This window comes from Rhizobium sp. 2MFCol3.1 (genome assembly GCF_000377565.1).
Taxonomy (GTDB): Bacteria; Pseudomonadota; Alphaproteobacteria; order Rhizobiales; family Rhizobiaceae; genus Rhizobium.
On the sequence record NZ_KB898354.1, the window covers coordinates 149,248 to 174,225 of the forward strand.

Consider the following 24,978-nt stretch of genomic DNA (forward strand, 5'->3'; position numbering starts at 1 on the left):
GCGTGATATCATGAGCGGCGGTTTGGGCCGCGCCGGCAAGCTTTGAGGAGGACGACGATGGATGCGACATCAAAACCGACCTGCCATATCGTGCGCCCCGACCATTCCTACAACGGAAAGCAGGGGCTGAGCTATTTCCAGGGCATTGCCGCCGAGACGGTCGGCGCCAAGGGCATCTGCATGCATCTCCTGACGATCCCGCCCGGCGTGCGCGCCAAGGCGCATCTGCACGAGGCGCACGAGACGGCGATCTACATGCTGTCGGGCGAGGCGCACACCTGGTACGGCGACGATCTCGAGCACCACGTCATCGTGCATGCCGGTGAGCTGTTCTACATCCCCGCCGGCGTGCCGCACCTGCCGGCCAATCTCAGCAGCACGCCCTGCACGGCGATCATCGCGCGCACCGATCCCAACGAGCAGGAGAGCGTCGTGCTGTTGCCGGAGCTGGATGGGAACGTGCCGGTATGATGTCACTTGCATAGCGGCAGCGGCCCCCACTTTATGCCGGCATCCGAGGTGAAGCCAATCGTATAGCCCTTCGGGCCATAGGTGATCTTTGCCGTGTCCTCGCTTGCCGTTTCTTCGCCTTCGGCCTCGCAAGAAACCTTGGCGGTGAAGTTCTTGCCCTCGGTCTTCAACACCTTCTCGATGGTGCAGGCGGAGGCCGCCGTGGTGATGGCTTCTGATGTCAGCAGGAAGAAATTTTCCGATCCGGTGGATTCGCCCGACTTGGCATAGGCGCATCCATCCTTGTTGCCGTAGCTCCCCTTGATCGGCAAGGTGTCGGCGCTTGCCGCGGAGGTCAGCGCGGCCAGCGAAACGAGAGTAAAAACCAGCCTGCCGCGCGCCATCGATCACACCCCGCTTGCCGGAATGCCGGATCGTTCGACCTTGCGCGGCGCGGTGATTTCCTTCCAGGTGGAGAGCGCCTTGGAGACGGCGGTGACCGGTTCGCGCTTGACGAACTCGCCATGGCCCTCGCGGGTCTTCATCGTCTCCTCTTCGACCACGACAACGCCGCGGCTCAGCGTATAGCGCGGCAGGCCGGTGACCTGCTTGCCCTCGAAGACGTTGTAGTCGATCGCCGATTGCTGGCTTTTCGCCGAAATCGTCTTGGAGCGCTTCGGGTCCCAGACCACGAGGTCGGCATCGGCGCCGACGAGGATGGCGCCCTTGCGGGGGTAGATGTTGAGGATCTTGGCGATGTTGGTGGAGGTGACGGCGACGAATTCGTTCATCGTCAGGCGGCCAGTGTTGACGCCGTAGGTCCAGAGCATCGGCATGCGGTCCTGCAGGCCGCCGGTGCCATTCGGGATCTTGGTGAAATCGCCGACGCCGTAACGCTTTTGGTCCGTAGTGAAAGCGCAGTGGTCGGTGGCGACGACCTGCAGCGAGCCGGAGGCGAGGCCGGCCCAGAGACTGTCCTGGTGCTGCTTGTTGCGGAAGGGGGGCGACATGACGCGGCGGGCGGCGTGGTCCCAGTCCTTGTCGAAATATTCGGTCTCGTCGAGCGTCAGGTGCTGGATCAACGGCTCGCCATAGGCGCGGATGCCCTTCTGACGGGCGCGGCGGATGGCTTCGTGGGCCTGTTCGCACGAGGTGTGGACGATATAGACGGGGCATCCGGCCATATCGGCGATCATGATGGCGCGGTTGGTGGCCTCGCCCTCGACTTCGGCGGGGCGGGAATAGGCGTGAGCCTCGGGGCCGTTATTGCCTTCAGCGAGCAGCTTGGCCGACATGGAGGCGACGACGTCGCCGTTTTCGGCGTGGACCAGCGGCAGCGCGCCAAGCTCGGCGCAGCGCTGGAAGGAAGCGAACATCTCGTCGTCGTTCACCATCAGCGAGCCCTTGTAGGCCATGAAGTGCTTGAAGGTGTTGATGCCTTTGTCCTGAACGATTGTCTTCATCTCGTTGAAGACCTGCTCGCTCCACCAGGTGATCGCCATGTGGAAGGAATAGTCGCAATTGGCGCGGGTGGACTTGTTGTCCCACATGGTGAGCGCTTCGAGCAGCGACTGGCCGGGGGCGGGAAGGGCGAAGTCGACCACCATAGTGGTGCCGCCGGCAAGGGCCGCGCGCGTGCCGCTGTCGAAGTCGTCGGAGGAATAGGTGCCCATGAAGGGCATTTCGAGATGGGTGTGCGGATCGATGCCGCCGGGCATGATGTAGCAGCCGGTGGCGTCAAGCGTCTCTGTTCCGGAGAGGTTGGGCCCGATCTCGACGATCTTGCCGCCATCGACCTTCACATCCGCCTTGTAGGTCAGGTCGGCGGTGACGATGGTGCCGTTCTTGATGACTGTGCTCATTGGTCGGGTTCCCTGTTTTTATCGTTTTTCGGCAGGTGAATAGAAGCTTGGCAGTTCGGTGCTGAATTCAATCCGGCCCTGCAATGCAGCCAGGATCGTTTCGAGAACCGAGCGTCGTTCGCGTGAGACTTCCTGATTCCAGAAGCGCAGGACGGAGTAGCCGTTGGCATTGAGCCACCCGGTGCGGCCTTGATCGGCAGCGCTTTCGGCATGCTGGAAGCCATCAATCTCAACGACCGCCGGGCTTCGCGGCAGAGGAAATCGACGATAAACGGGCCGAGCGGAACTTGCCTTGCGAACTTGTAGCCATTGAGCCGGCGGGCGCGCAGATCGCTCCAGAGGTGGTACTCCTCCTCGGTTTCATTCTGACGAAGCTGTCGCGCTTGTGTAGTTTTGGCCGGACGGTGCTTGCGGATATCGGGCCGGATAATTTTCGTCGCGCTCGTGGCCCCCTCATCCGCCCTTCGGGCACCTTCTCCCCGAGGGGAGAAGGGGGAACACGCCGCAGCCGCCTCGCTTCCCTTCTCCCCAGCGGGGAGAAGGTGGCCCGTAGGGTCGGATGAGGGGGCTCCGGGCGCGAAGCGTGCGATCATCGGATAAACTCCCCCGCCAGCTTATTGATCAGGTTCGACCGGGGAGATGGATAGGATTGACGTACCGGGTACTGCTTGCTGTCAGGTCTCCACGAGATCGAGCCTGCGCTCGACGCGTTCAAGGCGTTCATCGATGCGATCGACACGCCGTGAAATGCTCGCATATTGCTGTTCAAGAAAGCCAAGTCGCTCCTTGATCTCGATGAGGTCGTCCGAGTGACGATCCTGCGTGGCGCGGATCGCGCGCAGATGTTCAAGGACGAGGTTTTCTGTAGAGGAAGACATGCAATGGTCTCCGCGAGTTCAGCCGGTATCAAATATAGCGGCTGCATGGTCATCCGACAATCTCCGCCGTCTCCACCACCGCGTGGAACAAAACGTCCGCGCCGGCCGAGGCCCATTCCTTGGAGATCTCCTCGGCCTCGTTGTGGCTGAGGCCGCCGACGCAGGGGCACATGACCATGGTTGCCGGCGCCACCTTGGCGGCCCAGCAGGCGTCGTGGCCGGCGCCGGAGATGATGTTCATGTGGCTGTAGCCGAGACGGTCAGCGGCGTTGCGGACGGCGTCCACCAGCTTCGGGTCGAAGGTGACGGGGTCGAAATGGCCGACGGCTTCGACCGAGCAGCCGACGCCGAGCGCTTCGCAAATCTTGGCGGCCTCGGCCTCGATCGTCGCGCGCATGCGGTCGAGCTTGGTCTGATCGGGCGTGCGGATATCGACGGTGAAGACCACCTTGCCTGGAAGTACGTTACGCGAGTTCGGCGAGAAGAAGACCTGACCGACGCCGCCGACGGCGCCCGGCTGTTCGCCCATCGCCACGGCCTGCACCATTTCCATGATACGCGACATCGCGAGCCCGGCATTGACGCGCAGGTTCATCGGGGTGGAGCCGGTGTGGGCTTCGCGGCCTGTCAGCGTGAATTCCAGCCACCAGAGGCCCTGGCAGTGGGTGACGACGCCGATCTGCTTGTTTTCGGCCTCGAGGATTGGACCCTGCTCGATGTGATATTCGAAATAGGCGTGCATCCTGCGCGCGCCGACCTCTTCCTCGCCGAGCCAGCCGATGCGCTTCAGCTCGTCGCCATAGGTCTTGCCCTCGGGATCCTTGCGGGAATAGGCGTAGTCGATGTCGTGGACGCCGGCGAAGACGCCGGAGGCGAGCATGGCGGGGGCGAAGCGGGCGCCTTCCTCGTTGGCCCAGTTGGTCACGACGATGGGGTGCTTGGTCTTGATACCCAAGTCGTTCATGGTGCGCACGACCTCGAGCGCAGCCAGAACGCCGAGCACGCCGTCATACTTGCCGCCGGTCGGCTGGGTATCCAGATGCGAGCCGACATAGACGGGAAGCGCGTCGGGATCGGTGCCCGGGCGGGTGGCGAACATCGTGCCCATCTTATCGACGCCCATGGTCATGCCGGCGGCGTCGCACCATGTCTTGAAGAGGCTGCGGCCCTCGGCATCGGCGTCGGTCAGCGTCTGGCGGTTGTTGCCGCCCGCGATCCCCGGGCCGATCTTCGCCATGTCCATGAGACTGTCCCAGAGACGGTCCCCGTTGACGCGCATGTTCTCGCCTGGTGCTGCCACCATATCCGTATTCCTCACCAGTTTTATGCGGCGCATGCGTGAGGCATGTCCGCTTGTTCCCGTGGTCAGTTTCAGCGCCGTTGTTGTTTTGTTAGCGTCTGAAAATCGTCAGTTGCCTTTGATTTGCTTCTGACGGATAATTTGACCGACTGGTAAACATTACAACTTCCGGCGTCGGGCTCAAGGCGAAAATCAGGAAAAATACAGACAAAATTCAGGGCATATGCCCGGTTTTTCGGCAGCGGATGGTCGCCGTTTAAAGTTGACTGAAATAGTTGAATTTGAAAGAGAAAAATTAGCGACATGGCGATACCTAGAGCTGCGAAAACACAGCGGCGCACCCGCATCCAGGAGGAGAAAGAAGAACAGATCCTGGAAGCGGCGCTCGATGTGTTTTCGGTGAGCGGTTTTCGCGGCTCGACAATCGACCAGATCGCCGAGGTGGCGGGCATGTCGAAGCCCAATCTGCTCTATTACTTCCGCACCAAGGAAGCGATGCACCGGGCGCTGATCGACCGCGTGCTGTTCACTTGGCTCGAGCCGCTGCGCGCTTTCAATGCGCAAGGCAATCCCGAGAGCGAGATCCGCGGCTATATCCGCCGCAAGCTTGAGATGGCACGGGATTTTCCGCGTGAAAGTCGCCTGTTCGCCAACGAGGTGCTGCAGGGCGCGCCGCATATCGAGGACGAGCTGAAGGGGCCGCTGAAGGAGTTGGTCGACGAGAAGGCCGCGGTCATCCGCGCCTGGGCCAAGGCCGGCAAGATCGTCAAGTGCGATCCCTACCATTTGATCTTCTCGATCTGGTCGACGACGCAGCACTACGCCGACTTCGACGTGCAGGTGCGCGCCGTGCTTGGGCAGGGGCAATCGGGCGAGGGGCGGTTCGAGGACGCGGCGCGTTTTCTCGAGCAGCTCTTCGTGGATGGTCTCAGCGTGCGGACGAACCAGCCGGCGTCATGATTTGACGATCGGCGCGATGCGCGACAAAGCGCTTGCGACGCTCTCGATCGTGTAAGGCTTCTGCAGCAGATTGGCGCCGAGGGCGCCATATGCCTGCGATACCCCTTCGCCATAACCCGTCGCCAGGATCAGCGGCACGCCCTTTGCCGCCAGCCGTTCGGCCACGGCGATGCTCGTTTCCTCGCCGAGATGGACATCCAGAACGGCCAGGTCAAATTTGCGGCTGTCGATGACCGCCAAGGCGTTCGAGACATTTGGCGCAAGCGACACGCTATGGGCGCCGAGTTGCAGGAAGATGTCCTCGCCATCCATGGCGATGATGAGATTGTCCTCGACGAGCAGGATGTCGAGCCCATCCAGCGGCCGGTCTTTGATTGTCTCCAGAATGGCCTTGGCCGATTGCAGCGATTGCTCCGGCAAAAGCGACACCGCGCCATCGGCGAAGGTCGCGAACTTCTCGGGGATCAGGAAATGCGCCTCAAGGCCTTCAGGCTCGTAGCGCACATCCGCCTGGCCGCCGAGCTCATAGGGGATCGAGCGGCGGATGATCGTGGTGCCGAAGCCCTGGCGGGTCGGCTGCTTGACGGGCGGGCCATCGCTTTCGCGCCAATGGATGACGAGATTGCCGGCGTCGTCCTTGTGCCAATCGACCCCGACCGTGCCGCTGTCGCAGAGGCTGCCGTACTTGGCGCTGTTGGTCACCAGTTCGTGGAACACCAGCGCTGAGATGGAGAATGCCTGAGGTGCCAGCAGCACTTCCGGCCCGTTCATGATGATGCGCGCGGCATTCGGGCCGAGATAGGCGGCGGCTTCGGCCTGCAGCAGCGCGCGCAGCGGCGCCGGCGCCCAGTGGTCGCGGGTGATCTGGTCGTGGGCGCGCGACAGCGCCTGCACGCGGCCTTCGAGATGGCCGATGAACTCGTCGGTGCTATCCGTCGTGCCGCGCGACTGGCGGATAAGGCCGCTGATGAGGCTCAATATGTTGCGCACACGGTGGTTCAGTTCGGCGATCAGCAGTTCCTGCCGTTCGTTGGCCTGCTGGCGCACGGCGTTCGCCTCGTCGGTCAGGCGCAGCACCACCTCGATCAGCGTGACGCGAATGGTTTCGGCAACGCGGCGTTCGGCGGCAGAGAAGGGTTGCGAGTGCTGGCGCACCAGCTCGGACCAAGTCTCGAAGCTCTTACGCGGCGTCAGACGCGGGCCGTTCGGGCCGTATTCGACGGGCTTGTGCGGATCGCCGGCCCAGCGCACGGAGCGCACGATCTCCTGGCGGAACAGGACCACGTAGTCGCGCGGCGAGCGCGAGATCGGAATGGCGATCAGCCCGGCCACGATGTCGCCGGACATTGTCCCCGGCCACGTCTCGGCGATGCTGTCTGTCGAAAACACGCGGCCGGCCGAGTTGCGGTTGAGGACGCGGACGAGTTCGGCGAATTCGGTCTGCGACGGGGTGATGCCGTTCAGCGCGGAGCGGCCGTTGATCCAGACGCCGATGCCATCGGCGGGGATCGCGTCGGCCAGCGCATCGATCAGCCAGGAGGGGTCGTCGAGCAGGCTGGCATTGTCGGCGACCGAGGTGAGCAGCCGGTCGGCGATCTGGCGGGCCTTGGTTTCGAACTCGAGCGCAAGCCGCCGCTCGCGGCTTTCCAGCCGTGACGCGAACATCTGGCCGAACAGTTCCGATGTCGTGCGGCGCTCGAAGGAGGGCAGGCGCGCGGAGTAGTGGTGGCAGGCAAACAGGCCCCAGAGCTTGCCGTCGACAACGATCGAGATCGACAGCGACGCGCCGACACCCATGTTCTTCAGATACTCGATATGGATGGGCGACACCGAGCGCAGGATCGACATGGAGAGATCAAGCGAGCGTCCATGCGCATCGATCTCCGGCACAAGCGGCACGTTGACGGCATCGATGTCGGCGATGATGCGGAAGAGATTGCGGGTGTAGAGCGCCCGCGCCTGCACGGGAATGTCGGAGGCGGGGTAATGCAGGCCGAGGAACGAGCCGATGCCGGCGCGCGCTGCTTCCGCCACCACTTCGCCTGCGCCGCTTTCGTCGAAGCGGTAGACCATGACGCGGTCGAAGCCGGTCAGCGCGCGGGCCTGGCGGGCGCCTTCGCGGAAGAAGGCTTCCAGCGTTTCGGCCTGGTCGAGGCGGCCCATCATGCTGCGGATCGACACGGGCGAGCCGCCTTGCGCGCCCTCCTGCGAGGGCTCGGCCTCGATCGCCACCTGCTCGTCGCTCATGTGGATGGCGATATCGAAGAGCGGGCCGCCTTCGGAAAGCTCGATGCCGAAGAGGCGCTCGACCACGTCGGGGCCGCGCATGATGCTCAGCCGGTTGCGCAGGGTGTGCATGGTCTTGCCGCTGATGACGCGCGACACAGGCTGGCCGATGATCTCATCGCAGGCGATGCCGACGAACTGTTCGAGATTGGCGGAAGCGCGCGCCACCATCCAGTCCGAGGATACGACGAGCAGGAAGCCGAAAGGCTGGATCGCGCCCAGGCGGTGAATGGGTTCGCGGTCGCAATTGGTGAGGTCGACCTTGCCGAAATTCTCGCTCGAATTCTCGTTCACGACGGGCCATGCTCCCGATCATACGGGGCAGCGTCTGCCATCGGGCGAACTGGAAAAACGTCTGCCGCTGCGTGGCAATCGCTGGGGTGGGCGCGAAGCGCGCTGCAAGGGGGCATGCTGTGGGATTTCCAGTTTTCGGTTCGGGACGCGAGATAGATCTCTAATGAGCAGGATTGAAAATATGCGTCAAGCCATCCAGATTTCCACCCGCCGGGCAGGAAATTTCACAGCATCAAGGACTTCGCCTGTCTGCGCGCGGTTTTCTGCCTGATCTCGTAGACCTGCCGGACCTCATGTCTCCGCTGGTCTCGCCTGTCGTCCGAGGGAATTTCCGAGAGCCAGGCGATGGCTATGTCCGTGAACGCACCGTCGGCGGGGATGAGGAGATCGGTCTCATCGAGTTGCTTGCGGATGCAGCCGCGATCAAAGGCAATGACGTCGTTTCCGGCGGCCTTGGCCTCGAAGACGACGAGGGGCTGGGCCTCGTTGGCGTAGGTTGTCGGGAAGACGAAGACGTCGATATCGCGGTAGAACTTCGCCTTGTCGTCGCCAAGCACGCGGCCGCGATAATCGAGCGCACCGGCGAATTCATTCAGCGCCGCGTCGATCATGGCGCGGTCGGCGCTATCAGTCGCCGGGCCGGCAAGGACGGCGCGGATCGGTAATCCCTGCAGGATTGCCTGTCGCAGCAGATCGAGAAACGTCTCCAATCCCTTGGCGCGGCTGAGGTTGCTGAGCATGCCTATGGTCAGTGGCCGGGTGGGGATCGCCGCGTCCTCGCTCTGCGGGGGCACGAAGGCGGCGTTGGAGATGATGGCGGTGTGCAGGCGCTTGTCATAGGCGTCGGCGAAGCGGTCGCGCATCATGCCGCAGAGAAAGACATGGATGAGGTCGGGAGCGGCGAGCGCCAGGATGGCGCGCATGGTGAGGCGCGGCCGGTCGATATAGCGAAAGCTGTGGTGGTGCAGGTAAGTCGGGTAGGCGAAGAGCCGGGCGAAGGCCACCAGGAGCAGCGTGTAGAGCTGGCCGAAGCCGCCGTCGCAGGCGAGGTAGCAGGCCTTGTCTAGACGTCCGCGCTCGCGTGCGAGGCTGGCGAGCGCGGCGAAGACCCGGACAACCTTCGCCGGATGCCGCCAAAGGCGGGAACCGCCTGCCGGTGGCGAGAGGTTGCTGGTGACGACGGTGTGGTCTTCCAAGAGCAGGTCCACCATCGCCGCTGTGGCGAAGGAGAAGCCGTGGAGCGGCGGCGGCAGCGGGCCGATGGCAACGATATGACGGGTCATGCGGGCCACCTCTTGAGCATGCGATGACTATGCGCGCCGGCGCGGAAAACTCAATCTCCCCGTTCGGCGCATATGATCGCCGCTATGCTGTCGCGTTGGACGATCCGGCTTCGAAATCGAAGCCTTCGTCCGCCCAGCCGGTCATGCCGCCGATCATTACCTTGACCCGGTAGCCGAGTCTTGCGAGGCGAAGCGCCGCCTTGTCGGTGCCGTTGCAATGCGGGCCGCTGCATATAACAATTGTGCGTTTTGCCCTCAACCTAAATCTAAGCAGTTGAAAACGCTGATAAAAAGGTTGTCTTTGGATGGAATGAGCGCTCGCCCTGATACTCAACTGGAAATACTTCTGGATTGTGATTAACACAAACAGGAGTAGAGCAAATGAAGTTTCGAGTTTGGGGCAAGATCGACGGCAAGGCATTCGAACAAGTCTTCCAGAGCGTCAAGGAATGGCGTGCAGAGCGTAAACTGATCGAACAACAGTTTGCCGTAGAAGTGCAGGGGATGGCTTCGGTATGATCCTGTTGACCCCGGAACTACGTGCGCAGTTGATCCGCAACAATGTCGAAGCACGCGAAGCTGATCATATCCCGGTGGTGAAGTGGTTCACGCCGTGGGCGCGTGCAACATGGATCATCACGGAAATGGAGCCCGATGGCTTGTGCTTCGGCCTTTGCGATCTCGGCCAAGGCACCCCTGAACTCGGATATGTCAGCGTGGAGGAATTGGAGAGCATTCGCGGGCCGGTGGGATTACGGATCGAACGTGACCTGCATTGGCACCCGACGAAACCGTTGTCCGCATACACGGCGGCTGCTCGTCGTGCTGGTGGTTACGTAGAACCCTGAAACGATAATGCCCCGGTCTTCCGGGGCATTTCCATGTCAAGAATTTGCGAGTTTGAACATCATCGCATCGGTGGCATTAGCGAAGAAAAACGCTAAGTCGATTTCTGGTGATTTGTCAGATATTGCTCGAACCTCGACGACTTCAGCTGCTTTGTCACCAAACTCGTTTCGTGCGCGATTGAGCGTTTCAATAGCTGCTTGGTATCCAGAAACACGGGTGACCACAGATTGCATATTTGTTACGTCTAGACGCGCGAGCGTCGGCCGGGTGTATAGGTAATCGGTGGTCAGGTAAAAACCAAAAATCGGTGCGTGTGCGTGAATTTCATAATGGCGCGCACCAGACGCCCACTTGCGGCGCTCTTCTTCCGATGATTCTCCCCAGACAATCTTTCTGTGCTTCCAAAGTCTGAATTGCTCGAAGGCGAAAAAGCAGATCGCGATAATACCGATGATGGCGAGGAAATAGATGAGGTAGATAGTCATGTGGTTCTCCAAACGTTGTTGTCTGGATATTTACCGGGAAACGAAAAACCCTCCCCACGATGACAAGCGCGGGAAGGGCTACAAGAGGAAAACAGAGCAAACCATGAAAGCCTGTTCTGCCAGTATTTAGCGATTGGCAGGTAAATACCTTCGGATTTCAAACACCTCAAGAATTCAGAAATCTGGCTGCTCAACGGGCTCGGCATTCAGTCGAGTCCGTAGTCATTTCAATACTGACTAGCTCGGCTCAGCGGCTGCATAATGAGGGAAAAAGGAGCCGCAATGAACGCGCAGCAAAAAGCATTCTACATCAAATGGTACAAGGTTCTCAGGTCTGCTCACAGAGGGCATTGGGATTTCACCGAGGACAGCTGGCTTGCATTTTGGGACAATCATCCGCTGATGGTCGATAAGTTTCTCGGTGTCGGATCGTCCACCGTGTCACGGCCCAACAGCAAGCTGCCATACTCGCCAACGAATTTCCAAGTCGCACGGAAAAAGCCTTCACCCAAAGTGAAGCCCTCTACGAAACTCAGTCGGTCGTCGCGTGCTGGTGATCCCGTTGATGGCTATCCTGATAGCCGTGTGCTGACGGTGGCCGAGTGGAAAGCCGAAATCGGTAAATAGTCTGTGATCTTTCTAGTCATGGGATCACACTCCGAACGGGACCCCACTGTTTCCTCCTAGAGCAGTGGGGTTTTTCTTTGAGCCGGTAAATAGTTGACCGTAACTAGAAGGAGAAAATTCCCATGACGAGCAATCTGGCGAAACGCTGGCAAGATTATTACAACGCACCGAACCCTTATGAAATTCGCGTCAAGGAACTAGAAGCCGAGATTGACAAATATCGGTCGATCAACGGCATGAAAATCCTCGGTTCTGATGGCTGGCAACTCCAAATGGCCTTTATCAAAGCCCAGAAGGAATTCGCCGCTTTTGATCACTACATGACCAATGCTTATTTGGATGGCATCGATCCGATTGTCGCGAAACTCTCCTATACAGGAGGCGCAGCATGAGCCAGACAGAACTCTCACGCAACGATGTCGCTGCCTTCGTCCTGTTCAAGAAGATGGGCACGATTGGCCGAACACCGTGAGGAACACCTGACACGGGTTGCCTTCGCGCAGCAGGCTTATTCGTCGTTCGCTCAGCTAAACGGGCTGGTCAATTCGCAGTCGGGTCAGCACCAGAGTTATGCGTTGCAGATCGCCCTTCAACAGCAATACGCGGCGATGTCAGGGCATTCGCACTCGCTCTCTTCGCCCGGCCATACTCACAACCTCGGACCCATCACGGCAAGCTGGACCCCGTACATCACAAGCGCGGAATGGGAAGCATTTGAAGCGTATATGCGTGGCGAAGATTTGATCCTGCATGTACTGGCTGACCAGCGAGATTAAATGCAGAAAAGGCGCGCATCTATTAAGAAATATATCGCTATTTCAAGCGTTTATCTGTTAAATTCAATAAATAATATGTGAACACAGCGTCGTCGGAAAACGGAGTGTTCGAAAACTCCGCAGACAACGTTGGTTTCCTCTTTTTCTACTTGGACCCACTTGCTACTCCGACGACAGCAGGTGGGTTCATTGTTTCAAACGACAAGAAAAAGAATGGAAACTGCAATGACAACCAATCGTAAAACTACAGCGGAAATCTTGGCTCTGGTAAAACAGAGTGCAATGGCTCGTGCGAACGAAGGAAAGACATCGATCGTATCGGAATGGGCTGCAAATGATGACAGCCGCGCATCTATTAAGAGCGGACGCGCAACCGACGTATCTGGTGCTTTTTTTGCGGATAAAGGCGCGCATCTATTAAGTTATTCAAGTGGAGAGAAGTTACTTAATAGAAGCGCGCCTGAAGGCGTTACCGCTTCTAGTGAAGTTGGCTGTTCGACACCTGAATACGGAGTGAAGAGCCACGCGGCATCCGCCACGACGGCCAGTGAAGTCACGGCTACTTCGCCCTGCTCATCCGCCGAACAAGAGCAAGTTGACAATGGCTGCGCGGACATGACCCCCGCCGACGACGAGCAGAACAGCACATTCTACGAAATCAAAACCGACCTGTTCGACAACAGCGGCAGTGGCAAAAAATCGACTATCCACCGCGCCAAACTCATGATCCGTGCCGAGCCAACAACGACGGCCAAAGACGCTGATGTGTTCATGCTCGACTTCTTCAACCGCAACCGTGAAATTAACAAGCGCTTGAAGGAAATGGAAGTCGAGAACGACCCTTGGTACCTGCACTTCAAGGCCGAGTTTGATCGCTATTCAAACATGCTTGTAGCTTACGAAATTGCCCCGAAACTGGCTGTTCTCAAGGAGTTGATCCGCGACGACGGTAGCAGCGAAATCATCGGCTACGCAGCGGGCATCATGTTCCAAGTCCAGAACCAAGAGCCAACTGTAATCCTGTTCTACGACGACAAGATTTACACGCTCACGCTGGACTTCGAATTCAACCGCACGCCCGGAAGCACGATCTTCAAAAAAGGCATTTACCGCGATCCGGCTCGTCAGCACTTGGACGTTGATCTCGACACGGCGAAGAAGAAATTCAAGATCAAGACAAAGGCAGACTTCCGATAATCAAATATTGCGATTTCGAAATCGCATCACGTAAACTCCAAAAATAAGAACAAAAACAAGGAGAACACCCAATGTCCAACTACGGATATGATTCCGTTCGCAAGACAATTGAAGAACTGTCCGCGATCCCAAAGCCACATAGCGCAATGACAACCGCGACACTTCGCGAGGCGCACAAGCGTCTTGAGGAAGCCCGCTTTGAACTTCTTGGTCAAATCCCGGCACACGAACTAGACCTGCTCATCGATGCGTACCGCGCACACAACGGTTTCCAGCGAGACGGCAATTCGTCCATGTGCGTAAACGGTAAAACGCTGATGGAGAATTTCAAAGCGTTGCTGCCGGAAGCACCAAAAGCAAAGACGTCACCGCAAGCTACTAGCGGCAGTATCCTTCGCGACAAACTGTCGAAAATCAAGAAGGAGTTCTGAGCATGTCGGAACTTCCATACAAGTTTGACGAAGCCGAACACCTGTTGTGGGTCGATTGGCGAACTGCTCACGACAAACGATATGCCCGCGTTGGCACTTATTACGATTGGGTCATGGCGCTACGCGATCATTACGATGACGACGATCCGAAATACTCTCGATGCAATGATCTGCTGGATCGTTTCGAGGATGAGTTTCGCCTTCTACACCAACGGCTCGCACAGATGGAGCAGTTCTATCAGGACGGTGATCATTTCCTCGTCGCGAAACTGAGACTGTCCGTTTGACGCTGTTTGAGGCGGTCCTGAGCGCTCAGGCATAAATACTACGTAGACAAAAACAAGAAGGAGAAAAATCCCAAATGACTAAGAAACCAACACGACCGCCCATCGGCGCGAATTCGAGACAGTGGATCGAATTCTTCCTCCACAGCATCGAACATCTGAACGAAGAGGTCGAAGCCTTCACAGCTGATGCTCGTCTCAACGTATATCCGGGCAAGATAGTGCGTATGGACAGCTCGGAGAACGTCGGCCTGATACCTCCGTCCCAAGGAGGTAACTCCTGATGCCGAAGAAGGGCTACACTCAATCACCGGAACATGTCGCGGCTAAGGCTGCGGCAGTTTCAAAGGCGCTCAAGGGTAAGAAGCAATCCCCACAGCATGTTGCGGCACGTCAGGCAGGTATGGCGCGTGTCCGTGCTGCTACTGTCCGCGTCTCACGTAACGATGCGGCGATGCTTGAAGTGCTTCGTGCTCATCTCAGAAAAGTCGCGGACGCACACGAAGCGATCGCAAACGACAGCAACGTTCAATCGGACCAACACTGGGGCATTGGTGGAACTCGATTCAATACCGAGGAAGCGTTTATTGCATTCCAAGCATTAGGTCGTGCTCATGCAGACCTGAACAAATTTGGCAATTTGTGGCTCGACGGTGAAGACGTTCTACTCGCCAAACTTTCCCAACAATAAGAAGGAGGAAAATCCCAATGACACGTAAACCAAATAGACCAGTCGGCAATCCGCACCCGAACCCCAAGCAGTGGCTCGAATATCTCGTCAACAGCATTGACTATCTAAACCAGCGCATCGACGCGCTCGAAGCCGAGAAGGCTATCGAGGCACCAGAAGAAATCAGCGACTACGAGGCCGCAAAGCGCGCCTTGTTGATCCTGACCCAAGAATAAGAAGGAGAAAACTCCCATGACAGACCTAGACACAAACCTATTCGATATCCCCGCACAGGCCCCGGCAAGTGTTGCGGGACGCATCGTTGATACAGTCGCAGTGTCCGAGCTAATCGAGCGACCATCAACGTCAACAAAAGCGCCGGTTCAATATGTCCGATTGAGCGACAACGAGCATCGCGATCTCACGCAATGGGTGGATGGCTTGAACCGCATCCGCCAGGACAAGACACACCCCACGGATTTCCTCGCGCTGAACAACATTCTCGACAAGAGCAGCGGCATTTGGGGAAGTCAGCTGCGCAAGTTTTCCACGCTGCGTGAGGTGCTAGAGGGCGTCTCTGACAAGTTGAAGAAGCCGCACAAGTACGTTCGTGGCCGTCGTGGTGAAGACCTTAGCGTGAAGCAGTTGACGGCGATCAATCAGATCATCACGGCAGTTGGTGGCGAGTGCATCGCGGTTCCGGCGAAGGAGGTGTGATCATGCAGCCAGTCAAACGTTACTCTCCCCCATATTTCGATATCGATAAAATCGAAGCGCATTGGGACAAGCAGGTGTATTTCTGGAAGCGCCGACACATTTGCCGCTTCACGCACTCAGTCTCTAATTTTGAAGAGGCCGAAGCGTTGCGAGTTGCAGCAATTGACAGCGGCGCTCTGCAAGGGGTCGTGGCGAATGAGTTCGCGATGAAGCCGGCAGTCACGACCGGCACTCACATAGTTCCAATGACACGCGGGGTCGAGGTTTGCTTTGCATTTCCCGACAAGCGTTCGGCAATGCTCTTCAAACTCTCCTACGGTGGAGGTGAGGCATGAGCGAACCGTGCAGAATCAAATGGGGATTTGAGGTTCCCGAAGGCGGTGGCTGGTTGTTGAACTACCCGCTCTGCCGTTTCGACAGGATTTCCGACAACATTTACAGCGAAACATATCCGCTGCCGCTTGGAGACGAAGCAAAGCGGGCTTGGTTCCTCGACCTGTTCAATTTCTACTACGAGCGCGACAATGACGTGATCGGCGTAGCGATGTCAGAACTGCGAGATTTCAGAACATTCTACGTCGATCTGCTGTTTGCGAACCGTGCAGACGCGATGCTCTTCAAACTCACATGGGATGGAGGTGCAGCGTGAGCATCATTCGCAAAATAGTAGCCGCGTTGTTCGGCACTCAATCAAAGCATGTTGATATGCCGAAAGAAGAACCCGCTATCGCTGTCACTCCACGCCGCGCACAGACTTCTGTTGACATGTCCGAGATTGCAATCTTGCCGACAACACCTCGTATGAGCGCAAAGGAGAAATGGCACGCAGATCTCGGCCCCGATTATGGTGTGGTTCACCGCCAGTTGGCATATGCAGCCACCACGGATCACCCGCGTTTGGTCCACATGGAGATCCGAGAAATGGGACGCTATGCAAACGACTTCCACCGGACGGTAGGTGTTCATAACCTTGCAAAGGAAGGCGATAGTTACCGAGCGATTGTGACATTCGCGTTTCCTACGCAGGATAGAGCGAATGAGGTCAAACTCGCGAACGGCTAAAACGCTGCAATCTGACGGATCCAGCTAAATACGGGCACAATTCCAGAAGGAGTGCCCCGTATGGCCGTCACAAACACATTCTCCGCAACAGCAACTTCTAGCGCATGGACGCAGATCGTTGATGGCACGACCATCGCCAGTTGCGGCATTCAACTCGATCCCACAAGCACAAGCGTATTTCTCGCAGTAGCACAGTCCACACCAGCTGCTACCTCAGATGACTTCCTGCATTTTGACCGTCAGCGCGACGTGTCGATTAGTTTCCCCCTGAACGCGACGGATAAGGTTTATGCCCGCGCTCCATCAGCGACGAGTGTGAAACTTCGCGGATATCAGGTGACACGCTAATATGGGTTTCGGCTTTTCATTCTCGCTGAGCCCCCAAGGTACAATAACCCCACCGGCTCCACCGACAGCGGCACCGACGAACTCGACAGCCCCTGCGATCAGCGGCACAGCCCAAAGCGGCAGCACGCTCACAACGACATTCGGCGTTTGGACACAGAGCCCAAGCGGATATGCGTACCAATGGAAGGCGGCGGGAACGAATATTTCCGGCGCAACCAACCGCACCTACGATCTAACCGACAATGAAGTCGGCAAGACCATCACCGTCACTGTAACGGCAACGAACAGTTTCGGCTCTGCTAGCGCGACATCGGCAGCAACCAGCGCAGTTACAGCTAAGCCGGTCACGGTCAAGCCAGCGAACACGGTTCTCCCTGCGATCACTGGCAATGCTCTCGTAGGTTCCACGTTGATGACATCGACCGGCACTTGGGCAAACTCCCCGGCCAGCTATACGTATCAGTGGTTCAAGAACGGCACCGCGCTTTCAGGAGCTACAGCCAATGTCTTCGCGTTGATCGCGGACGATTTCGGTTCGACTTTCTATGCAAGAGTGACCGCGACTAACGTTGTGGGTTCGACCGACGCCTTCACTCCGAGTGTAGGACCGGTTAGCCAGAGTGTTCCAGCGAATACGGTAGCTCCATCGATCTCCGGTCTCGCACAGGTCACGAAGACGTTGACGGGCTCCGCTGGTACATGGACGAACAGCCCAAGCCTCACTTATCAATGGCTCCGTGATGGCGTTGCTATCAGCGGTGCAACCGACACCACTTACACGCTGGACAACGCGGATAAGGGCAAACTGGTATCCTTCCGCGTAACAGCAACCAACCTCGGCGGTTCGACAGTGGCGACATCAAGTGAAGTCGGCCCGATTGAGCAGCCCGCTCAGTTCATCAAGATCGTGTCAGAGGGCGACTCCCTGACAGCAGGTGCATTGGCATCTGACGAGGCTCATGCATATCCTCCGATAGCAGTCGCAACACTGGCAGCTGGTCCAACCTACAGCTTGAGTAACATCGCAACGGGCGGTTACACAGGTCAGAACGTAGCTGATGAATTTGATGATCGCGGCGGCGCTGCGTTCGATGAGACGAAGGACATGAATGTGTTCAGCGTAATGCTCGGCGCAAACGATCGCTCACAGGGCTATAATGACCGTCAGGCTTATGTGAACCTGCGTCGTGTACTCGTCGCGGCAAAACGCAAGGGCTATCAACGCCGTATCGTCGGCTCGATGATCGCGAGCAATGAAGGCGATGCACCTTACCAGAGTTGGAACGTCGCTGATGTCCAGTTCAATACGTGGGTTCGCGCATATTGGGCTTCCGACTTGGATTGCGATGGCCTTTTCGACTTCTCCGCTGATAGCCGTTTTGACATGGCAACGGACGCCAACAATACGACGTGGTACGCTAGTGACCGAAATCACCTAACCGATGCAGGCTATGCAGCGCTGGCAGGGATTTACGGCCCAACACTACAAGCGGCAATCACCGCTCCTGGCACAAGGCAGGCACTACCGCCGACATGGTTCACGCCGGATATGAGTAAGAGTTTGGCGTTGAAGAACTCGGATCGCACCGTGTACTGGCCAGATAATGGTTTCACCAACGCTTGCGTAAGAGGTGCAATCGGCAAGTCCTCTGGTAAGTGGTATTTCGAGACTGTCCACAACAGCGTAGGCAACGACAAGTTCACAGGCATCGGCTTGATGAACATCGATTACGCCACGCACTTGGAAGCCGACTGGATCGATCCGGGGCAGGACGAGAACGCGATTGGCTACCAAAGCAATGAAGGAACTATCCGCTACATGGGTACGGATATCGCCTTCATGGGGCAGATCGAGAACGGCGATATCGTTGGCATTGCTTTCGACGCGGATACTCGCCGCATGTGGGTACGCAGAAACAACGGCGCATGGAATGGTGGAGCTGCTGAGGGTAGCGAGCCTTTCGATCCCGCAACAGGTGTCGGCGGCATTGATATCTCGATGCTCGGCACGGACATGCTATATCCCGTAGGTTTTGCATTCCTCACTGGCTGCGAGATCACGTCGCGATTTGCACCGGGACAGACAACTTTGCCGATCCCATCGGGCTTCTCGGTGATCGGCGCATAAATATGGGCGACAAAATAGAACGTCGTTCCTGATGGAACATGCACAATTTGATCGTTAGGGCATGCTTCATAAATTCACGTAGGAAAGCCCGCTGTTAACCCCGGCGGGCTTTTTCATGCCTGCTTAAATATGAAGTCGCGAATGGTCGCGGCATTTTTAATGATTGTTGCATGGCGCACCACTCGTCGTTTCGGGTGGTGTTTCCATGTCAGCTAAATAGAAGGCAGACGCGGTGGTGGTTATTCATCGGGCCACGATTGATGCCCGCGCTGTTTGAATTGCCCTAGCTGCCCGGACTCAGTTAGGGCTTTTTCATGCCCGCTTATAGACGTTCTCCGGTGGTTCCTTCGGCAGCAATCGCACCCGGTTATGAGCTAGCAATTCAATCTGCTTCTGCGAGACCAGCCAGAACAAGGCGTTGACAATCTGCTCCTGCGTAAAGCCCAGATCCACAACGAGCGTCGGCCCAATCTCCAGCAAATTGATGGGTTCAAACCCGGCTTTCTCCTGCAAAAGAGAGCAAATGGTTTCGCTTAGTTCTGATGAGTTTGCCATAAAACCAGCCTAGAACAAAACGGAAACAAAGGCAATGCCCGCGACATAACTAGTGGCATGACAACACCTAGCTATCGCAACAATCTGGAAAAGAAAGTCGGAGAAATCCTCGGCAATTCCTACGAGTATGAAGCCCGCAAATTCCCATACACAGAGACGAAACACCGAACATATCTGCCTGACTTCATCGATGAGAAAGCCAAGCGCATAATCGAAACAAAGGGCTTTTTCCCATCCACGGACAGGTCCAAGATGAAAGCAGTACGAGCGGCATACCCGGATTGGGAAATCGTTCTTGTTTTCAGCAATCCCAGCGCCACAATCAGCAAGCAGAGCAAGACCACGTATAAGGAGTGGGCTGAGAACAACGGCTTTGTCGTATGGGATCATCTTCCTTTGACGAACAAACGTTAGCCGTCGGAAAGGTCGTGAAGCAGGCAGGAACGGAAATAACCGCAATTCCGATTGGAACACTGCGCATTCCGATCAGTACGATATCAGGGCTGCAATCCACTTCCCATTAACTCAACACACCAACCGGCCCGCAGCCAGTTGCCCGCCGATATTTCCGCACCAAAACGGTCAGGAATTCGTCACGCGCGTTATTTCCACTTGGGTCAAAGGGCAACCGAAAAGATCGCTCGCCCTTTAAAAAGTTTGGCAGCAGACAACGGATAGTTAACCGATGTCACAAGGACGCTGCAACCAATGCAACCACAACAGTATGTCGCATATTACCGTGTATCCACTCAGAAGCAGGGTGCAGACGGATTGGGGATCGAAGCGCAGCGCAATGCTGTAGCGGCTTTCGCCAATGGCAATGTAATAGCCGAGTTCACCGAAGTTGAGTCCGGGGGCAAAAACGACCGGCCACAGATCGCATTGGCCCTAGATCATGCAAAGGCGAACAAGGCCACGCTGCTTATTGCGAAGATGGACCGGCTGTCTCGCAACTCCGCTTTCATTAACAATTTGCTGGAAGCCGGTGTAGACTTTATTGCGGTGGATCAGCCGCATGCCACTCCACTCACAATACGTATCCTTGCAGCTGTCGCACAGGAGGAACGCGAACAGATCAGCAAGCGGGTCAAAGTGGCTCTGGCCGTGGCGAAATCTCGTGGGGTCAAACTTGGCGGCGCCCATCCCGATAAAATCGCTAAAGCAGATGCCTTCGCCGGATCGCTTCAAGAAGTCCTACAGGGGCTCATAGACAGCGGCATCGACACGCCAGCAGCAATTGCTAAAGCCCTTAACGCCGCCGCTATACGGACGCCACGTGGTGCGGAATGGGGTACCGGTCAAGTTGTTCGTCTTCTCCGTCGCATGGAGAAAAAAGATTGCTCGCTTGAGTAAATCTCCGGTTGCCCTGTTCCCGTTCTGGTAGCAGGACCGAAGCACGGCAGCAATGGTGCTGCTGGTGCAAAGGACTAAACGAAATGGCAAACGCTCTCGAACTTCTCAAGTCTTCCGCAACGACCGGTGTTGTCGGTGGTCAGAGCCCGCTGGAAATCTTCTACAGCAAACTCGACGCACAGGTGAAGTTGGCCGGTGAAGTCAAGGAAGGCAAGCAGATCAACACACGGTCGCTGTGGTTCCGCAAAGACGCACAGGGCTATGTTGTCCGCATCGGTCGCAACGCTTTCGAGATCGCAGGCAGCAAGTTGTTCCGTGCAAAGGATCTCGATGAGGTCGTGGCACTGCTGAAGGCTGCGAAGGAAGCAATCGGCGCTGATGAAAAGTTGCAGGCCGCAATCGCCAAGCACTCGGCTGAACGCAGCGCTCGGCTGAAGGCTGGTCGCGCTAAGAAGGCAAAGTAAACGCTGGTCTGATTGCGCAATCGGATCGAGCCCCGGCTGAAAGGCTGGGGCTTTTCCATGCTCTGCAACGTATGGCCTGGCACAACTGCGCACGCACTCACTGAGTCCTTAGGAGCGTCATACACTGCGATGGCTGCATAGTTTGCACCAGCATGTAGGGCAGGGCTCACGCAAGTCCTGAGGTAATCTGAGGACTCTGCACGCTTACGTCGATGGGTCCACAGGACAGTCTCTGGCTGGCTCTAGCCGTCCACGCTGCATTACACATGTGGGCTCACCATCGTAGCGGATGGGCGTCTACTGGTCCCGCTGACTGTTTTCTATGCGGGAATCTGCCCATAGGCCCCCCTGCGCCCGCCCATAAAAACCTCTATACTGCGCCAACCATTTGATATGATTTTTAAAAGTTTCAGCAGTCAGCGTTTTAATCGGCTCTTAAAAATCTCCGCGCTATGCATGGCGACCCATAGGAGCAACCATGTCCAATCCCATCGAAGAAGTTGAACTCGAATATGCCTGCCGCATTTTCGAGGACCGCGTGACGTATTATAAGGAAGCCAAGCACGATCTCGGCGTTATCAACGAGTTTCCCGCAGCTATCGCGAAAAGCCATCCCCGTTACCAGATGCTCCGTGATCAAGTGCATCGCTACGAAACAGCGTTCTATGATCATCCACTTTTAGAGTCAGTGGATGCAACCGAAAAACTCGTCTTCTTCCTCGGTTACAACACGATTGCGCTGATCGATTGGACCCTCAAGCAACCGCCATTCGGGACATTTCCGAAATCGCGCCAGCTAACTGAAACCGCTCGCATGGGTATCAAGACCGAGTTGGAGAAACGGATTGCCGGCAGCTTGTCGATCTACTTCTTCGAAAGCCTCGATTTCATGAAGAAGAACCGGAAATCGCTGTCTCCGTTGGATTGGATCGGCGTCTATATCGTCGCTGACAAGAATCAGGCGATGCAGCTGAAACTTGGGTTCAGCGACGATATAATCTTCATGTGATCGCTCAGATAACGATATCGCGGGTCATGACTGCGAGCGCCCGATCTCGATCAGCTGTCGAGTGGAAGCCAACAAACGCATAAAACGCGCAGAGGTCCAATGGATCGACTTCCGATAGATCGTAGGATTCTGACCAGTCCTTCGCAAAGAAGTCGAACGGATTGTCGTTGGACCCATCGAAGCTGACGAATGCAATCACAGACACCGTATCGATACAGATGGCTTTTGCCGGTTCGATTGATGCGTCTGCGATAGTCGCGAAATAATCTGGGCCGAGACCTCGCATATCGTAGGCGACCCAAACCAGCTCCGGTCTGAAAATCTTCTGAAACTCAGCTGAGTCTGCAACATGTGTGCCGTATGCAATCGAGATCTCACTCCGGCTCCGCTTGCCTTCGTGAACCGAACCAGCCTCAACGAGTACACGCCCGGTCACGCCCTCTTTGCCCATTGCTGCTGTAAAATCTGCGATTGCGTCCGCTGTATCAACGGGCTTGCTAAAATAGTATGCCAATTTTTGCTCCTGTGCTTATGGCGCGTTGATAACCGGGGAGGCTTAAAAATCTCCCCGGTTTGTCTGGTTAACGGTTGTCCCATTTCCGGGTCATCGCCCGCATGAAGGTATCAACCGGCACGACTTGGCTCTGTAGCGCCCGTTGCAGCCGAGCGACCTCACTGCCACGACCGAAGCGGAACGCCTCTGCTACGCTCCGACTAGTCGTTGCCCTGCCGCCGACCTTGATGTTGCGGATTTTCTTCGCCATCAGTGCAAATCCCTCTTCACCGAGAGATTGCGGCATTCGTCCATCAGCTCTTCGATTGCCTCGACAGTCGCGTCATCAAGATCGTTGACGACCGTTTGCGCGAAATAGATTGCTACCGCGCTGTTGTCCTCGTGGAAGACAAGCGCCATCATTAGATCCAATGCGCGTTGATCCTTCTCCAGAAGCTGGATGAATTTGCTGTTGATCCTCTTGCGAAGGCGCGTGACGCTCTTCGGGAGTTCAGCTGAGGTTACACCGGCCATCTTCATGGCTTGCCTCCTTGTGCGAGCCACGCCCGATAGACGGCGACCACCTGCGTTTCGACCTTGTCGAAGTTCTTCAACGGGAACATGCAGGGAATGCCAGCCCCACGGATGCCGCTCTTCAGGTCAGCGACGACATGCTTCTTCGCCGTGTTCATGAAGATGATCTTTGCCTTGTCATCGGTGAATGTCGCATCAAGAAAAGGGACGAGGCTCGGCTTCTTGATCCAATCCGGCCTGAACCAGTTGATGAAGTGACCATCGAAGTATGTTGTGCGCTGGGGGAGAAGTGGAAAGCCCTTGAGACTCATGCCTGACCTCCTTCGCTCGAAAGGTAGTCCTGAAAGACCTCGACAACAGCCGGTTCGAATGCCGCTACGCCCTGAATGGGAAACATAGCGAGTTCGCCCAGCGCAGCTTCTTCAATGTTGTCGATGTGATCTACATACAGAATGCCGCTACCGATCACAGCGCCGATTGTTTTCGTCGCGAATGTCGGGCGGAACGTATCGAGAAAGGGAATGACAAACACGGTGTCAGAGCCAGCGTCGATTCCAAACCAGCTGATGGTGTGGTTGTTGAACTCAGTCTGAAAGAGTGGGTTGGCGGTCAGGCCAAGTACAAGCCGCTTATGCGGTGCAAGATTAGTCACGGGAGAACGCTCCATAGGTGATCGTTTCCGCTGCCGGATGGCAAGCGGACAAGCACAGGGAACGTCATGGTTCCGAATGTCTTGGTGGTCACAGAGAGATTTGAACTCTCAGCCAGCGGCACCCTGCCAGACCTACGATCACGTGATGAAACGTGAAGGCCGAGGTATAAGCCGTGGCTCTGGAAACCGTCAATATAAAAATTATCGATTGGTTAACGCCGCCGAGCCGAATCATTTGCCGGTCAACGCGAGGTGGAATGACCTGTCTTTGTCTCAATGTAGAACATAGCGCGAATATCTTCTCTCAAGTAATCACGAGGGAAGGCCGAAAAGCATGAGAACAAAAGAAGAATTGCTATCTTTTTTCGGGATGACGGCCAAAATGAGAAGATTCCACTTGCCAGACCTTCGACACTGATGGTTAATCACCATCACAAAAGTTGAATCGGCGGAACCAATGGCAAGCGAACTTGATCTTATCAGGCAACGGCGAAAGGAAGTCGAGGAGGAAATTTCCCTTCTCAATGAGAAGATCATTGTGAAGATGAAAGAGATGGAGAGGCTAGAAATCGCTTGGAACGTGCTTGCCGAATTGACTGGTGGGATTAAGCCCTCCACGTCAACACACCGTATTTTCGATAAGGGGAGGGCACTGCGTCAGAAGCGCTTTAGGGCGAAAAGGAAGACCATGCCAGAGAAGATTCTAGCTGGGCTCGCGCTGGCTGAAAAGGATCACAAAGTCGGTCTTAGGCCGAAAGAAATTCATCGCGCGATCATCGCTTCCGATGATCCAGACGCAGACATTGGCCGAGTTAACGCAGTTGCTTGGCGAATGTGGAAAGCAGGCACGATAGAGCGCGACGATCAGTCTCGGTACTCGCTGCCTAAAACGAGTAATGCCGTCGATCCAGTGCTTGGGGAAGACGAGGAATCGACGGCATTAGAACCCAGTGCGGATGGCCGTTTAGCCGGTCCAGGAGGTGGTACATGAGAAGAGCCTAAACTCTAACCATGTGACGGGCGATCAATTT

Annotated in this window: 38 protein-coding genes and 1 pseudogene; 24 read left to right on the forward strand and 15 right to left on the reverse strand. The window is 56.6% G+C overall.

Features of this window, described 5'->3' with window-relative positions:
• The first annotated feature begins 57 nt into the window (after positions 1–57).
• Entirely contained in the window at positions 58–471 is a 414-nt protein-coding gene (locus D460_RS0103495) for a cupin domain-containing protein (protein WP_018897117.1), read from the forward strand.
• Between the two features lie 2 nt (positions 472–473).
• Here D460_RS0103495 and D460_RS0103500 read toward each other — a convergent pair whose 3' ends face one another.
• From D460_RS0103500 to D460_RS0103515, 5 genes and pseudogenes are all read right to left on the reverse strand, one after another.
• Positions 474–854 (reverse strand): hypothetical protein, encoded by a 381-nt coding sequence (locus tag D460_RS0103500; RefSeq protein WP_018897118.1) that lies wholly within the window; start codon positions 852–854, stop codon positions 474–476.
• Positions 855–857: 3 nt separating this feature from the next.
• Entirely contained in the window at positions 858–2,312 is a 1,455-nt protein-coding gene (gene hydA / locus D460_RS0103505) for a dihydropyrimidinase (RefSeq protein WP_018897119.1), read from the reverse strand.
• Between the two features lie 18 nt (positions 2,313–2,330).
• Positions 2,331–2,902, reverse strand: a pseudogene (locus tag D460_RS32480) (endonuclease domain-containing protein).
• Positions 2,903–2,986: 84 nt separating this feature from the next.
• A complete protein-coding gene (locus D460_RS0103510) occupies positions 2,987–3,190 on the reverse strand; it encodes a hypothetical protein (protein WP_018897120.1) in 204 nt (67 codons plus the stop codon).
• Positions 3,191–3,239: 49 nt separating this feature from the next.
• Entirely contained in the window at positions 3,240–4,493 is a 1,254-nt protein-coding gene (locus D460_RS0103515; protein WP_018897121.1) for a Zn-dependent hydrolase, read from the reverse strand.
• Positions 4,494–4,793: 300 nt separating this feature from the next.
• Here D460_RS0103515 and D460_RS0103520 point away from each other — a divergent pair, with 300 nt between their 5' ends.
• Positions 4,794–5,450 (forward strand): TetR family transcriptional regulator C-terminal domain-containing protein, encoded by a 657-nt coding sequence (locus D460_RS0103520; RefSeq protein ID WP_018897122.1) that lies wholly within the window; start codon positions 4,794–4,796, stop codon positions 5,448–5,450.
• Here the strand turns inward: D460_RS0103520 and D460_RS0103525 are convergent.
• From D460_RS0103525 to D460_RS37150, 3 genes are all read right to left on the reverse strand, one after another.
• Complete coding sequence (locus tag D460_RS0103525; RefSeq protein WP_018897123.1) at positions 5,445–8,030, reverse strand: HWE histidine kinase domain-containing protein; 2,586 nt, start codon at positions 8,028–8,030, stop codon at positions 5,445–5,447. The two genes, D460_RS0103520 and D460_RS0103525, sit on opposite strands and share 6 nt — an antisense overlap.
• Before the next feature lie 224 nt (positions 8,031–8,254).
• A complete protein-coding gene (locus D460_RS0103530; protein WP_018897124.1) occupies positions 8,255–9,313 on the reverse strand; it encodes a glycosyltransferase family 4 protein in 1,059 nt (352 codons plus the stop codon).
• An 82-nt stretch (positions 9,314–9,395) separates the two neighbouring features.
• The gene (locus tag D460_RS37150; RefSeq protein ID WP_348625616.1) at positions 9,396–9,734 is read right to left on the reverse strand and encodes a rhodanese-like domain-containing protein; all 339 of its coding nucleotides are present in this window, start codon (positions 9,732–9,734) and stop codon (positions 9,396–9,398) included.
• Here D460_RS37150 and D460_RS36330 point away from each other — a divergent pair.
• On the forward strand, positions 9,695–9,832 hold the full coding sequence (locus D460_RS36330; protein ID WP_018897126.1) for a hypothetical protein: 138 nt from the start codon (positions 9,695–9,697) through the stop codon (positions 9,830–9,832). The two genes, D460_RS37150 and D460_RS36330, sit on opposite strands and share 40 nt — an antisense overlap.
• Entirely contained in the window at positions 9,829–10,161 is a 333-nt protein-coding gene (locus tag D460_RS0103545; RefSeq protein WP_018897127.1) for a DUF2958 domain-containing protein, read from the forward strand. The genes D460_RS36330 and D460_RS0103545 overlap by 4 nt, the downstream gene beginning before the upstream one ends.
• Before the next feature lie 36 nt (positions 10,162–10,197).
• On the opposite strand, the gene D460_RS0103550 is transcribed toward D460_RS0103545, so the two are convergent.
• Positions 10,198–10,647, reverse strand: coding sequence for a hypothetical protein (locus tag D460_RS0103550; RefSeq protein ID WP_018897128.1), 450 nt, complete (start codon positions 10,645–10,647; stop codon positions 10,198–10,200).
• 282 nt (positions 10,648–10,929) lie between these two features.
• Here D460_RS0103550 and D460_RS0103555 point away from each other — a divergent pair, with 282 nt between their 5' ends.
• The 15 genes from D460_RS0103555 to D460_RS34405 all read left to right on the forward strand — a co-directional run bounded on the left by D460_RS0103555 (position 10,930) and on the right by D460_RS34405 (position 18,887).
• Positions 10,930–11,274 (forward strand): hypothetical protein, encoded by a 345-nt coding sequence (locus D460_RS0103555; protein WP_018897129.1) that lies wholly within the window; start codon positions 10,930–10,932, stop codon positions 11,272–11,274.
• A 122-nt stretch (positions 11,275–11,396) separates the two neighbouring features.
• Complete coding sequence (locus D460_RS0103560) at positions 11,397–11,666, forward strand: hypothetical protein (protein WP_018897130.1); 270 nt, start codon at positions 11,397–11,399, stop codon at positions 11,664–11,666.
• Between the two features lie 63 nt (positions 11,667–11,729).
• The gene (locus tag D460_RS0103570) at positions 11,730–12,050 is read left to right on the forward strand and encodes a hypothetical protein (RefSeq protein ID WP_018897131.1); all 321 of its coding nucleotides are present in this window, start codon (positions 11,730–11,732) and stop codon (positions 12,048–12,050) included.
• A 225-nt stretch (positions 12,051–12,275) separates the two neighbouring features.
• The gene (locus D460_RS35820; protein WP_155947666.1) at positions 12,276–13,247 is read left to right on the forward strand and encodes a hypothetical protein; all 972 of its coding nucleotides are present in this window, start codon (positions 12,276–12,278) and stop codon (positions 13,245–13,247) included.
• Positions 13,248–13,318: 71 nt separating this feature from the next.
• A complete protein-coding gene (locus tag D460_RS32485; RefSeq protein WP_018897133.1) occupies positions 13,319–13,678 on the forward strand; it encodes a hypothetical protein in 360 nt (119 codons plus the stop codon).
• Positions 13,679–13,680: 2 nt separating this feature from the next.
• On the forward strand, positions 13,681–13,965 hold the full coding sequence (locus D460_RS0103585; RefSeq protein WP_018897134.1) for a hypothetical protein: 285 nt from the start codon (positions 13,681–13,683) through the stop codon (positions 13,963–13,965).
• Between the two features lie 74 nt (positions 13,966–14,039).
• Complete coding sequence (locus tag D460_RS0103590; RefSeq protein WP_018897135.1) at positions 14,040–14,246, forward strand: hypothetical protein; 207 nt, start codon at positions 14,040–14,042, stop codon at positions 14,244–14,246.
• Positions 14,246–14,653 carry a hypothetical protein gene (locus D460_RS32490; protein WP_018897136.1) on the forward strand — a complete coding sequence of 136 codons (408 nt, stop codon included), beginning with the start codon at positions 14,246–14,248 and terminating at the stop codon, positions 14,651–14,653. Before D460_RS0103590 ends, D460_RS32490 begins: the two co-directional genes overlap by 1 nt.
• Before the next feature lie 17 nt (positions 14,654–14,670).
• Positions 14,671–14,868 (forward strand): hypothetical protein, encoded by a 198-nt coding sequence (locus D460_RS0103600; RefSeq protein ID WP_018897137.1) that lies wholly within the window; start codon positions 14,671–14,673, stop codon positions 14,866–14,868.
• A 16-nt stretch (positions 14,869–14,884) separates the two neighbouring features.
• Entirely contained in the window at positions 14,885–15,349 is a 465-nt protein-coding gene (locus tag D460_RS32495; RefSeq protein WP_018897138.1) for a hypothetical protein, read from the forward strand.
• A 2-nt stretch (positions 15,350–15,351) separates the two neighbouring features.
• Complete coding sequence (locus D460_RS0103610) at positions 15,352–15,684, forward strand: hypothetical protein (RefSeq protein ID WP_018897139.1); 333 nt, start codon at positions 15,352–15,354, stop codon at positions 15,682–15,684.
• Positions 15,681–15,998, forward strand: coding sequence for a hypothetical protein (locus tag D460_RS0103615; RefSeq protein ID WP_018897140.1), 318 nt, complete (start codon positions 15,681–15,683; stop codon positions 15,996–15,998). The genes D460_RS0103610 and D460_RS0103615 overlap by 4 nt, the downstream gene beginning before the upstream one ends.
• The gene (locus D460_RS32500) at positions 15,995–16,411 is read left to right on the forward strand and encodes a hypothetical protein (RefSeq protein WP_018897141.1); all 417 of its coding nucleotides are present in this window, start codon (positions 15,995–15,997) and stop codon (positions 16,409–16,411) included. Before D460_RS0103615 ends, D460_RS32500 begins: the two co-directional genes overlap by 4 nt.
• A 60-nt stretch (positions 16,412–16,471) precedes the next feature.
• Positions 16,472–16,759 (forward strand): hypothetical protein, encoded by a 288-nt coding sequence (locus D460_RS35825; protein ID WP_155947667.1) that lies wholly within the window; start codon positions 16,472–16,474, stop codon positions 16,757–16,759.
• A 1-nt stretch (position 16,760) separates the two neighbouring features.
• Entirely contained in the window at positions 16,761–18,887 is a 2,127-nt protein-coding gene (locus D460_RS34405) for a GDSL-type esterase/lipase family protein (protein ID WP_245267709.1), read from the forward strand.
• Between the two features lie 312 nt (positions 18,888–19,199).
• Here D460_RS34405 and D460_RS32510 read toward each other — a convergent pair whose 3' ends face one another.
• Positions 19,200–19,442 (reverse strand): hypothetical protein, encoded by a 243-nt coding sequence (locus tag D460_RS32510; protein WP_018897143.1) that lies wholly within the window; start codon positions 19,440–19,442, stop codon positions 19,200–19,202.
• Between the two features lie 57 nt (positions 19,443–19,499).
• Here D460_RS32510 and D460_RS0103635 point away from each other — a divergent pair, with 57 nt between their 5' ends.
• The 4 genes from D460_RS0103635 (at position 19,500) to D460_RS0103650 (ending at position 22,268) form a co-directional block, all read left to right on the forward strand.
• Entirely contained in the window at positions 19,500–19,856 is a 357-nt protein-coding gene (locus tag D460_RS0103635) for an endodeoxyribonuclease (RefSeq protein ID WP_018897144.1), read from the forward strand.
• A 294-nt stretch (positions 19,857–20,150) separates the two neighbouring features.
• Entirely contained in the window at positions 20,151–20,795 is a 645-nt protein-coding gene (locus D460_RS0103640; RefSeq protein ID WP_018897145.1) for a recombinase family protein, read from the forward strand.
• 83 nt (positions 20,796–20,878) lie between these two features.
• The gene (locus D460_RS0103645) at positions 20,879–21,259 is read left to right on the forward strand and encodes a hypothetical protein (RefSeq protein WP_018897146.1); all 381 of its coding nucleotides are present in this window, start codon (positions 20,879–20,881) and stop codon (positions 21,257–21,259) included.
• Positions 21,260–21,737: 478 nt separating this feature from the next.
• Entirely contained in the window at positions 21,738–22,268 is a 531-nt protein-coding gene (locus D460_RS0103650) for a hypothetical protein (protein ID WP_018897147.1), read from the forward strand.
• Positions 22,269–22,272: 4 nt separating this feature from the next.
• Here the strand turns inward: D460_RS0103650 and D460_RS0103655 are convergent, their stop codons facing one another.
• From D460_RS0103655 to D460_RS0103675, 5 genes are all read right to left on the reverse strand, one after another.
• Positions 22,273–22,782 (reverse strand): hypothetical protein, encoded by a 510-nt coding sequence (locus D460_RS0103655; protein ID WP_018897148.1) that lies wholly within the window; start codon positions 22,780–22,782, stop codon positions 22,273–22,275.
• A 67-nt stretch (positions 22,783–22,849) separates the two neighbouring features.
• A complete protein-coding gene (locus D460_RS0103660; protein ID WP_018897149.1) occupies positions 22,850–23,032 on the reverse strand; it encodes a hypothetical protein in 183 nt (60 codons plus the stop codon).
• Positions 23,032–23,301 carry a hypothetical protein gene (locus D460_RS0103665; protein WP_018897150.1) on the reverse strand — a complete coding sequence of 90 codons (270 nt, stop codon included), beginning with the start codon at positions 23,299–23,301 and terminating at the stop codon, positions 23,032–23,034. The genes D460_RS0103660 and D460_RS0103665 overlap by 1 nt, the downstream gene beginning before the upstream one ends.
• Positions 23,298–23,606: a hypothetical protein gene (locus D460_RS0103670; RefSeq protein WP_018897151.1), complete on the reverse strand. Its 309-nt coding sequence runs from the start codon at positions 23,604–23,606 to the stop codon at positions 23,298–23,300. The genes D460_RS0103665 and D460_RS0103670 overlap by 4 nt, the downstream gene beginning before the upstream one ends.
• Positions 23,603–23,947: a hypothetical protein gene (locus D460_RS0103675; protein ID WP_155947668.1), complete on the reverse strand. Its 345-nt coding sequence runs from the start codon at positions 23,945–23,947 to the stop codon at positions 23,603–23,605. The genes D460_RS0103670 and D460_RS0103675 overlap by 4 nt, the downstream gene beginning before the upstream one ends.
• A gap of 457 nt (positions 23,948–24,404) precedes the next feature.
• On the opposite strand from D460_RS0103675, the gene D460_RS0103680 reads away from it, so the two are divergent.
• The gene (locus D460_RS0103680) at positions 24,405–24,938 is read left to right on the forward strand and encodes a hypothetical protein (RefSeq protein ID WP_018897153.1); all 534 of its coding nucleotides are present in this window, start codon (positions 24,405–24,407) and stop codon (positions 24,936–24,938) included.
• Positions 24,939–24,978 lie beyond the last annotated feature (40 nt).